Source organism: Burkholderia stagnalis (genome assembly GCF_902830275.1).
In the GTDB taxonomy this organism is placed as follows: domain Bacteria; phylum Pseudomonadota; class Gammaproteobacteria; order Burkholderiales; family Burkholderiaceae; genus Burkholderia; species Burkholderia stagnalis.
Map to the genome: position 1 here is coordinate 20,517 of NZ_CADESW010000041.1, position 10,678 is coordinate 31,194.

The 10,678-nt window shown below is 56.6% G+C and carries 10 protein-coding genes; all 10 read right to left on the reverse strand.

All coding sequences use genetic code 11. From position 1 onward, the window contains the following. Positions 1-8: 8 nt before the first annotated feature. Complete coding sequence (locus HWY45_RS35455) at positions 9-1,754, reverse strand: ShlB/FhaC/HecB family hemolysin secretion/activation protein (protein WP_060046146.1); 1,746 nt, start codon at positions 1,752-1,754, stop codon at positions 9-11. Between the two features lie 17 nt (positions 1,755-1,771). After that, positions 1,772-2,110: a hypothetical protein gene (locus tag HWY45_RS35460; RefSeq protein WP_059883424.1), complete on the reverse strand. Its 339-nt coding sequence runs from the start codon at positions 2,108-2,110 to the stop codon at positions 1,772-1,774. Further along, entirely contained in the window at positions 2,107-3,294 is a 1,188-nt protein-coding gene (locus tag HWY45_RS35465) for a hypothetical protein (RefSeq protein ID WP_059883428.1), read from the reverse strand. The genes HWY45_RS35460 and HWY45_RS35465 overlap by 4 nt, the downstream gene beginning before the upstream one ends. A gap of 18 nt (positions 3,295-3,312) precedes the next feature. Continuing rightward, a complete protein-coding gene (locus tag HWY45_RS35470) occupies positions 3,313-4,752 on the reverse strand; it encodes a UbiA family prenyltransferase (RefSeq protein ID WP_059883423.1) in 1,440 nt (479 codons plus the stop codon). A gap of 97 nt (positions 4,753-4,849) precedes the next feature. Next, positions 4,850-5,182: a colicin immunity protein gene (locus tag HWY45_RS35475; protein ID WP_081069821.1), complete on the reverse strand. Its 333-nt coding sequence runs from the start codon at positions 5,180-5,182 to the stop codon at positions 4,850-4,852. Between the two features lie 148 nt (positions 5,183-5,330). Next, positions 5,331-5,621, reverse strand: coding sequence for a hypothetical protein (locus tag HWY45_RS35480; protein ID WP_150998951.1), 291 nt, complete (start codon positions 5,619-5,621; stop codon positions 5,331-5,333). Positions 5,622-5,680: 59 nt separating this feature from the next. Further along, positions 5,681-5,878 carry a DUF4926 domain-containing protein gene (locus tag HWY45_RS35485; protein WP_081069820.1) on the reverse strand — a complete coding sequence of 66 codons (198 nt, stop codon included), beginning with the start codon at positions 5,876-5,878 and terminating at the stop codon, positions 5,681-5,683. A 59-nt stretch (positions 5,879-5,937) separates the two neighbouring features. Then, a complete protein-coding gene (locus HWY45_RS35490; RefSeq protein ID WP_081069819.1) occupies positions 5,938-6,288 on the reverse strand; it encodes an Imm8 family immunity protein in 351 nt (116 codons plus the stop codon). Positions 6,289-6,389: 101 nt separating this feature from the next. After that, positions 6,390-6,596 (reverse strand): hypothetical protein, encoded by a 207-nt coding sequence (locus tag HWY45_RS35495; RefSeq protein ID WP_059883426.1) that lies wholly within the window; start codon positions 6,594-6,596, stop codon positions 6,390-6,392. 43 nt (positions 6,597-6,639) lie between these two features. Beyond that, positions 6,640-10,678, reverse strand: a 4,039-nt coding sequence (locus tag HWY45_RS35500) for a hemagglutinin repeat-containing protein (protein WP_425129150.1), incomplete at its 5' end; no start/stop codon positions are given.

The following is a 10,678-nucleotide window of genomic DNA, read 5'->3' on the forward strand; positions in this document are numbered from 1 at the left end:
CGGCGATCTTAGAATTGCGACGTGAGTTGAAATCCCACCGTGACGCTCGCGGTCGGGAAGCCGGATGGCTTGTAGACCGGTGTGCCGGCGAACAAGTCGTACCCGTATGCGCCGAAGCGCGTGCCGATACTACCCTTGACGCCGATCACTGCACCTGCCAGCTGCGTACCAACGAGTGCGACCGGCTGCGGTCCCCACACGCGGCCGTAGTCCAGCCCCGCATAGATTGCCTGACCCGTTTGCCCGATCGGCATTTGCAGTTCGTTGCGCCAGTAGAGGCCACGCGCCGCCGCCAACATCGTTTCGCCGTCGAAGCCTCGCACCGTATATCGGCTGCCGATGGTCAAGTCATCGATGTAATACAGCGTATTGCCCGTGTATTGACCATGAACGCTCGTCACGTAACGGAACGGTTGCTTTGCGATCGCGAACGGTACCGACAGGTTCGCATCGAGTACCGCCATCCTGTAACGGTATGTCGGGCCAGCGTCGACCGCGAGAATGTCGTCTTGCGCGCCGAGTCCACCAACGCCCTGACGATAGGCGAGCGTGCCGTCGAACTGCGCGCCGTCAAAGTAGTGACGATCGGTCAGGCCGAATTCGACAACGGTATTGTTGCGGCGTTGCTGCGTAATTTCCGTATCTTCAATGAAGCTCTGACCGAAGCGACGCGACAGGCGAACGTGCCCGCCGAGCACGTCGTTCTGACTGCGCAACAGGACTCGGGCCAGTTTGAAATCCAGCGTCTTCGAATTGCCGCTCACAACGAACGTCTGGTTCACGCCGGCAATCTGTTGATAGTAGGTGTTCGTGTACGCCGCTAGCGTGGCAGTCCAGTAGCCCCATGGAATCGAATAGAAACCGTTCCAGCCGTGCGAGCCGAGGCGCTTGTCGCCAAATTCGAGGTCTTGACTGACGCCGACATTGAAAACGTCGTTTAGCCCAAGCGGGTTATCGATGCCGACCGATAGGTTGCCCTGTAGTTTGCCGGTCGCGCGCGTGCCCGAATTGTCGATCGACGCGACAACGGTCCAGGGCTTGCCGCGCTTCACGTCAAGCACCACATCGCTCTCGCCCGGCAGGTCGCCGGGAACGATCTGCATCGACACGTCCTGACTGGTGACGCGCTTCATTTGCTCCAGACCTTGTTCGAGGTCGCGCAGGCTCAGCAATTCGCCGTCGCGAGTCGGGAATGCTGTTTTCCACGTGCCGCGCAATTTCTCGTCGGAGAAACGCACGTGACGGATGACGCCGGGAATCAGAGCGAGCTTCAGCGTGCCAGCCGTCAAGTCTTGTTCCGGCAGAAGCACGCGGGTCGTGATATAGCCGCGCGAGAGGACCGCTTGCGACAAGCCTTTGACGAGCACATCAAGCCCTTGTTTGCCGATACACACACCCATGTAGTGTTCGAGCCATTCGCGCGCGAAGGCGAAGCGATCGAGCGGTAACGCTGACGCACCCTGCATCTTCACTGGATCGGGCAGCGAATCGGGGACATCGAGCGCGAAGCGGTCAATTCGATAACATGGCGCTTCTGACGGCAGCGTCGGATAGCCTGTGCCCGCCGCGACGCTCGAACGAACGCCCGGCGCTGACACCGTTCGCTCGCGCTCTCGTGCTTCTTCCTGTTGGCGGGCACGTTGGTCATTGCCGGTCGGCAACACGCCCGACGAAATTGATTGTGCCGACACGCCGACCGATGCGAGCAGCAACGATGCTGCGACAAGGTTGTTCCCTCGGGTTTTCTTTCGCATGTATTTCGTTCTCTGTGCTATGCGTAGCGCGTGATCATCCAGACGCCGATCAGGATGACAAGTGCGCCGACTGCCTGCGCCGGATGCAAAAAGTGTTCGCGCAGCGCCGTGAACAACAGCACCACGAGCATGGAGATCGCAACCATGGTCGGGTACGCGACGCCGAGCGTTGCCTTGCGCAGCGCAATCGCATAAAGGACAAATCCAATGCCGTAGGCGCAGATTGCTGCGCCGCGTGCCAGCCATGGCAATACGCTCGACTCGCCAAGCGCGATTCCATTGAGGGCAGCGACTCTGAGCAATACGCTCGCGAACCCGCCGAAAACGCCACTTGCGACGATGACCAACCAATTCATTGCGCAGCCTCCGTCGTCATTTCGACATCGGGCCGACGCGGCGGGAAATGGGTGTCATCCGACGCGTCCGCGCTTCCGCCGAAAATCGCATTGAACCGACTCGCACCATGCAGCGCGATCAGGATGATCGCGGGAAACACGACCGAAAAATTGCGCGCCTCGTCGCGGCATCCGAACAGCAGGAATAGCGGCACCACCGGAACGAAGGCCGCGAGGAAGTATCGGCGATAGCGCGTCGGCGTATTGCGCCACGCGGCGCGGAAGAACACCGCGAGCGGCACCAGCATCAGCGGATTTTCCAGGCTTGGCGTAAAGATGCCTTTTCCGATCAGGTTGTAGAACGACAGATAGGATGCCGGATTCACCCAGAATTTCAGGTTGCTCCACAACTGGAAGGCGACGAAGTCGCCGTCATTGTCGGCATATCCGCTCATGATGAAGCGGCGCGTCGCGAAACAGATCGCAAGCTGCGCCGCGAGCCAGCCAAATCGCTTCCACGGCGCGACGTCGCTGTCATGCAGGAAGAACAGCGCGAGCGGTACGAGGAAAAATGTTTCCTTGTTCAGCGAGAAGATCGCGATCAGCAGCGTGCACGCCATCATGCGTTGCCGCAGCAGGAAATAGCACGCACCGAGCGCACCGAGAATCTCGAAGAAATCGTAGTAGTACCCGCCTTGCTGAAACGTCAGCGGATAGATGAAGCTGAATGCGGCAAGAAAGCCGACCGACTGGCCGAAACTCATGCCATGCAGGCGTGCGAGCTTGTATACCAGCAGCAGCGCGAACAGCGCGGACAGCACGATCGCGATGTAGGTCAGGTGATAGGTGATCGCGACGACCGGTGTCCAATACTCGCTCGGCACGCTCGTGAAATAGGCATTGCGCAGCGAATCGTGGCGCGTAATCGAGCGGTAGATCTTCTGCTGCTTCTCCGAATCGAGCCGCTCGGCCAGCCATTTCGCGGCCTTCGGAAACGACGAGCGATAGACGAAGGGCTTCGGCGCATCTCCATTCATCATGCCGACCAGGCTGTAGCTGGTCGCAAAATTCCCCCCCTGGTCGTCGCGGAACCCCCACTTCAACAGCATGCTGTTGGTGACATTGCCTGCGCAGATGAACAGCATCACGTAGACGATCGCGAAACGGCAGAACGCCGCTACATTTTTTCGATTCTTTTCCGTCATGAGCATTGTTTGTTCCACTTACAGGACAGGCATGAAATGCGCGGCCAGTACCATCGTCAGCATCACGAACAGCACCCCGAGGCTGCCGCGATTCTCGAGCAGGTGCACGATCGGGTCGTCGTGCATCGCACCGCGCACTGTCGTGACCCACAGCCGGCCGAACAGATAGATCAACGCGATCTGCACGAGCCAGAGCAAATTCGGGGACGCATAGCGCGCAGCCGTTTCAGGGGCGTTGATGAAGAGCCCGAACACAACCACCGCGGCAAGCGATGCGCCGATGCCGAACGGCCAAAGCACTTCGAGGTCGCTGACCCGGTAGTCGCGGCCGGCAGATTCGCGCTTGTGGCTCTGCCGCAGCAGCACGAGCTCCGAGCAGCGCTTGACGAGCGCGAGACTCAGGAACGTGAGGACCGAAAACGCGAGCAGCCAGCGGCTGACCGCAATTCCGGCCGCGACGGCTCCAGCGAGAATTCGATGCGTGTATAGCAGCGACAACACAACGACATCGAGCAGCACGATCGATTTCAGGCACCAGCTATACGCTGTCGTGAGCAACAGGTAGAGCACGAACATCCCGGCAAACTCTATCGACACCGCGAATGCCAACGCAAACGCCAATACCAGCAGCAACGCAGCACAACCGAGACCTTTCGCAATCGACAACGTACCGCTCGCGAAGGCGCGATTGCGCTTGCGAGGATGTCGGCGATCGTTATCCAGATCCCATAGATCGTTGCCGATGTAGGTAGCGGAAGCACCAAGCGACATTGACAGAAACGCGAGCGCGAGCGTGGCAACCTTGTCCGTATCGAAGAATGCAAAAGCCGTCAGTAACGGAATGAACAGCAACAGGTTTTTCAACCACTGGTAGACGCGCAATGCTTTGCACCATGTGGAGAAGTCAGCGCGCGCATTCGGAAATTCCCGCTCGACGGGAATGTCGTTTCGAATACTTGCGGCAACGCCAGGAGCGACGCCCGCCAGAACGGCGCCCTTCGCGCCGGCCCAGATCGGCAGATCGGCTTTGCTATCGCCCGCGTAGACGAAATCGCCACCAACCTTCTGGCGAATACTGGCAAGCTTGGCCTCGCTCTTCAGATTCGTGCCGCCGCTTGTTGCAATGACGAGGTCGAACAGGCCGAGATGCGCATCAACGCGCTCGGCGATCGAACGATGCGCGGCCGTCGCAAGCATGATCTTGCGACCGTTTTTGCGTTCTTGAGCAAGGTAGTCGACGAGCGGTTCACGATAGGGAAGCATCTCGGCTCGAAAATCGGCGCGCTCTGCAACTTTCGCCTTGAACTCAGCACGACCGCCGACAAGCCAGAAAGGCAATCGCAGCAGGTTTGCGGGTTCGTTTCTGACCACACATATCACGGATTCCATTAAGGTATCCGACGTCGTCAGCGTGCCGTCGAGGTCGACGACAAGAGGAAGTCTTCTGGTCTCTCGCATTTCTTTTGATCTGCTTTTGTTCGGCATCGATGTCGAACATTTCAATCCTTCACGCGCGTTGCCACTGATACCTGTCGTCACGACAGAAAGTCATGTGTCATCGGCCTGTCATTTTGAACGTCGTCACAATAAAAACATCATGAACCTGGCTTTCTTCCCGAATAAATTCGGCCGCCTCCAAATTACTTTTCTCAGTAAGATCATCATTAACCGGAGGGTCAATCTTTGCATCCCAAATGCAATCTATCCTCGCCTCAAATCCAGGTGAATGCCAAATTCCGCCCTCGATTCGAGAAACGATCACACCATGTTGAGCTGCCTGCTCACAAACTTCGATTGCCGCATCGACGGTCAGCTTCATTACAATGCTCCCGCCAAGCGAGAAAAAGTCATCTGCCATTTCGTAGCGTCGTTTTCGGTCAATACTCATTCGACTTACTCACCATTACGATTGACGCGCCGGCTCATCAATTTCTAGAATATGCAATTCAAATTCATGCGCCTCTATGGAGAGGCTTACCGATGAAGCGAATCCATGGAGACTTCCCGCCAATTCATATGCCTTCACATCTTGGGCATCACCTGTGTAATTGAATGAAATCGTAGCCCCCCCAAGATACGGAGTCGCCAATCTTAGTGTAGGGCTTGACATCAAAATCAAATCTCTTGATTGATTTAAATACCAAAATGCAATGACCCACAAAGCCCTCATCATTACGCCGATGAAATTCGTGCTCCACATCACCGAATGCGCCAAGCCAATTATTAACGTATATATAAGCATCCTTTCCATCAAATATGTGAGCTCCATATTGACAATCAAATGCCGCCAAATCGCCCCAACAATCTTTAATTACCTTCACATTCATGCCTTATCGTCTTGTCGACGGCTTTCCGTTCGCGCCCAACACTACGGGATTCTTGGTAATCATTTCTCCGCCAACGCCAAGTCGCCCCCTGCGATAACCACCAGCGCACGAGTAGTTCCATCGGCGTCAGAGAACTCTACCTCGTAATTGCCGTCGCCGTAATCTTCGACAATGCATCCGATGTCACCCGGTTTGATCTGCTCTTTCATATTCGCTAGACCGATATAACGGACTCGATTGTATGTCGAAAGTTTCATTATCGATTCCCCGAAAATCCGGAAAATTATGTATTTAATTTCTATTAAACTTGATCGATTTAAGCGTAATCCTCAAACTCCCACTCCATTACGTGGGCGAGTTTCCCCGCCAATGCAAGCCAATCTTTTTCATCCAACGACGAGACCAATTCGCCAACGTATTCAATTATTTCATGTGACCGGTAGCCATTGTTGACGACCAACATATGCCGCCCCCAGGATATATGCCCAATATTATTTTTTAGCCACTCCGGAGTGCACACCCTAAGCCTAAAGCAATCACCGCCATCGCTATCCATCCTTCCGACGGTAAATGTCATCCACAAACAAAAGCAATCTTGACATTCCGGAACATATTCAAATACACCGATGTCTGTGCCCAAATCAACAGACTTCACCTTTGCTTTCATCGATGCATATTCAGGCGACCATTACTGATCACCCGCCGTTTCGTAGCGACGTTGTCGATCAATATTCATCAGCGCCTTCCTGTTTCGGGGCATCTCGCGACCTATGCGCAGTTCTTCAACTCGGCCTTTGCGGCGTCCAATGTTTTAGTAAATTCATCTAGACTGAACTTCATTTCCACACTTTCGGGAAGCACATACAGATCAACCAAAAACTCGATTTGCATTTGATCGTTCCCGTTCTCTTTGTCGATGATGCACAACCTTTGCCCCCCAAAGCTGACTTCCGCCATAAGGTGTTCGTGGTCCATGTCACTAACGAAATCAATGTTAAATACTGTCATCATATTCACCTTATCTCCGTGGATCCAACAGTCCAGAGAACGATCCATCTGCATTAAAGCGTATCCCTTGTCCGCTAGGGAGCCGGAATTCAACGCCGCCGCGCGAGAGTTCCGTACGAGTCGTTGCTGGATTGCTTAGAACTCCGTTCACGAATTCACTCGCGGCGGCATTCTTATCAGCAATCGAGCCGGTGAGCGGTTCAAACGTCCCGCCAGCACGACCGGAATGCTTATCCCATGCTCTCGCAGCCGCCGACAAGCCGGAATCATTGTAGGGTTGGTCCGCTGCCTTCTGATAGGCACTCATATTGCCATCAAGCGCGCCGCTCATTGCGGTTCTGCTGCCCGATGTGCCGGACAACTGCGGACCCGATGTACCTTTCCCGACTCGGATGGGGGCATCCCCCCCGCCGCTAAACATCATCGACGCGATAGCCGCTTGCATTGCGTGCTTACTTCCGATGATTTCTTGCGGCGTCATCAGATTTTCGGCTGCTGCACGCTCAACGACCGCCATCCAGAGCGAGCTAAGATTCAATGCCTCCTGATTCGACAGATTCCCTTGCCCCTCCAGCGCGTTCAGTGCGGCAATCTGCGCATCGATGTCCGCGCGCGTAAGCGCTCCCTTCGGCTTTCTCAAGGCGTTCGCTACACCTGTCGCGGCCGTCTGCACGCGCGGCGTCGTGCCTTTCACGAAGTTCGTCGCATTGTTCTCAGCCTCGATCAACGCAGCGGCAGAAGTCGCTGCAGCGTCTCCGCCCAACGCAGCAGTTGTGCCAGCGACGATCGATTCGACCAGCCGCTCGCGTTGCAGCTTTTCCTCATTAGTCAACGTGGACGCCTGTGTACCGCTCAGGCTGTCCAGCAGGTTGTTCAGAACCACGCTCGCAGCCGCGCCAGCGGCGCCCGCACCACAGTCTTTGCCGCCAGCTGCTGCGCCGGCACAGCCGACAAGCGCCTGCAACGCCGTGCGGGCCGTTTCGCTGTCGAGCGCATCGGCAATTCCCTTAACCTGTTCGGTGGCCAGGCTCTGGAAATAGTACGCCGCCGCGCTTTGCACCATCGCGCCGGCCGAGCCGGTGACGTTGCCTCCGGCCGCCATCGTGATAGCCGTCAATACTCTGCGTCCGGTTCCGCCCTCCAACCACGTCGAATCATCCTGAATGGTCTGCGTCAACTGCGCGATTTTTGCCGCATCTTGTTGGTCCTCCGGCTTCGCCTTTTCTTTATCCAAGGCCTTTTGCGCGGCGTCCGCTTCGGTCGCACGGTTCTGGATGAACGTCCCGGCTTCACTGATGAAGTGGCTTGTAATATCGAAGCCGGCTTCAATCTTGTCTTTGTCGAAAATCGGGGCCAGCGCGCCGCCTGTGTTCGACGTATCACGATTGATGTTTGCGACCGCTTCGTCGGCCGTCTTGCCGGTCAGCTCCTGCTGCTTGGCGCTATCGGTAATTGTCACTGACCCGCCGCTAACGCCGCTGCGCGTCGTCGAACTCGCATCGCCCGCAGCACCAAGGGCAACAGGGGGCTGAGCGCTCCAACCTCCCGAGCCATAGCCGGCGGAAAGACCAACCTGCGACGCGTCGTACGATGCATGGTTCTCGATATCGCTCGTAGTCAGCGTCGCTGTCGTCAGGCTGTTCGCGCCATCTTGTACGGCCTTGTCGCTACTCGCAATCACACCGCCCTTGAGGTCAGTATTGCCCTTGACGTTGACCTGGAATCCACCGTCACCCGCCTTGATGCCCGATTGCTCAGACACTGCGGCGTAGTCGCTGTGCATCTTTTGCTGGCTGAAATTGGCCGATCCGCTCGAAGTGCCATAGCACAACGGCGGTACGCATACGCTTATCGATACGCCCGCGCTTTGTTGCTTCGAATCGTACTTGCTCGTATCTTGCAGACTCTGAACATTCAGATTGCCGCCCACGTCGGCCACGACCTGCTTGCCGGACGCAACCGCACCAATGAGATTGGTATCACCACCGGATTCCAGCGTCAGCTTATTACCCGCCGTGACGTGCGTATTCGTATGTGTCGCGTCGCTTCCGTTGCCGTTGCCCCTATTGCCGGAAACACCAAGCTGGAAAGACAAGCCGTTCTGCTGACCGACGCCGAAGGTGACACCAATACCGGCGCTCGATCCGCTGTTCGTACTGTGTTGGCTATCCGTGTTCTGTGCGGCCTGAAGGTTAACCTTGCCGTCCGCCTTCAGCGTTGCATCGTTGCCGGCACTAATCGTGCTGCCGATTACATCGATATTGCTGTTTGCGCCTGCGCCAGTTGCAGTAATCGACACGTTGTGACCAGCTGCGACCGTGCTGCCTACTGCGGTGCTATACGATGCGGTCGAGCTGCTATTGCTGTGGCTCGTACCAAGTGACACGCTGACACCGAGATTCCCGACACCGTTCCCAGCTTGCGCAACTTGATCATAAGCATTCTTCGCAGCCAACCCTGTAGTTGCAGCAGCCAGCGCGTCGAGCCGTGCATCGCCCTTTGTGCGCTGAACGTCCTTCGCCATCTGCACACCCGTTTGAATGGCAGTAACAATCGTGCCGCTCAGACCAGCGGTGATACCCGTCTGACTAAAGGATTGCTGTTCGCTCTGTGACCCCGTGTTCTGAGTTGCATCGATCTTGACCGTCTTGCCGTCGACCTTCAGGTCATTACCTGCATGCAGGGTGCTACCCGTTACGTGAACGTCATTACCGGACGTGATCGACAGGTTGCCGTTCAGCGAGCCGACCATACTCCCGACATTCTCAACGCTCGTCGCTTGCTGAGCATCGGTGGTCTTGCGCACACCGATCGAGTACCCCTGCAAACCGCCATCGAGTTGGTTCAACGGGTTCAGACCTGACAGGAAACCGTAATCGCGTTTCTCGTAATAGCTCTGTGCGTTCTGCGTGTCCTGCGAAGTCGTGATTCTCACGTCGCCCGTCGCGTCGAGCTTCACATCGTTCGTGCCGACGACGTTGCTACCTTGAATGGTCAGGTTCTTGCCGGCGTGTACCTGGACCGTATCCCCGGACAGGGTACTGCCAACACCGATGTTGGATTGCGTGTTTTGCATTTCATCGGTGGTCGAACCGCTCACGAAACTACCGCGCCTCGTTTGCACGTCGCGAAAGCTGTCGTGTTCTTCTCGACCTTCGTTCATCGTGACGTTACCGGTTGCATTGATCGTCACGCCGCCGGGCGTCAGATTGTTGGTCCCAGACGTGACCGTCGAACCGGTCAGCATGACGTTACCCTTTGTCGCATCGTCGGCATTGATCGCCGCAAGCCCTGAATTGTGCCCGGCCGTGAACGTCGTACCTACCGCAGTCTGGTCGTAGGTGTGGTCGACTTCCTTGCGTGTCTTGTCGTCCACCGCAACGTTATCGAGCTTCGCGGTATCCGTGACAGCCGTTGCCGTCAGGTTTCCTCCCGCCGAAACCTGCAAATCGTTGCCAGCGGATACCGACGCGCCCTTGAACGTCGCATCGTTGCCGTTGATCATCGTCAGATTGTGGCCTGCATCGATAGCGCTCACGACGTTTGTCGTCGTGGATTCTTCCCAATGCCGCTTATCGTTCAGGTGCATCGATTGGGTCGTGGTGGACTGAACCGTATCGACGTTGACGTTGCGTCCGGTCGTGACGAACATGTCATTGCCGGCCGACATATTTGCGCCGTGTATCGTCAGGTCGCGCCCTGCATCGACGGCGAGATCGCCAGTCGCTGCGATCGAACCTTGCCGACCGAGCAACGTTTGGTTGACCTTGCTTACGCCCGACGCACCGCTCACACCCGTGGCATCAACGAGCGTCGTATTGACGATATCCCGGTCCGCCGAGACGGCTACGCGATTGCCCGTAATCAGACCGGACGCGTTCACTACGTCGTTGCTCGCGACAACTTGCGTCGAGCCGTTCATGCCGCTGCTCGAAATCGTGCCACCGCGGTTCAGGATATCGGTCGCGGTGAGCACCGTCTTCGATCCGCCCTTGATGACGCCCGTATTCGTCGCGGTGCCGACCGTATGGATTTCCACATCGTCGGCC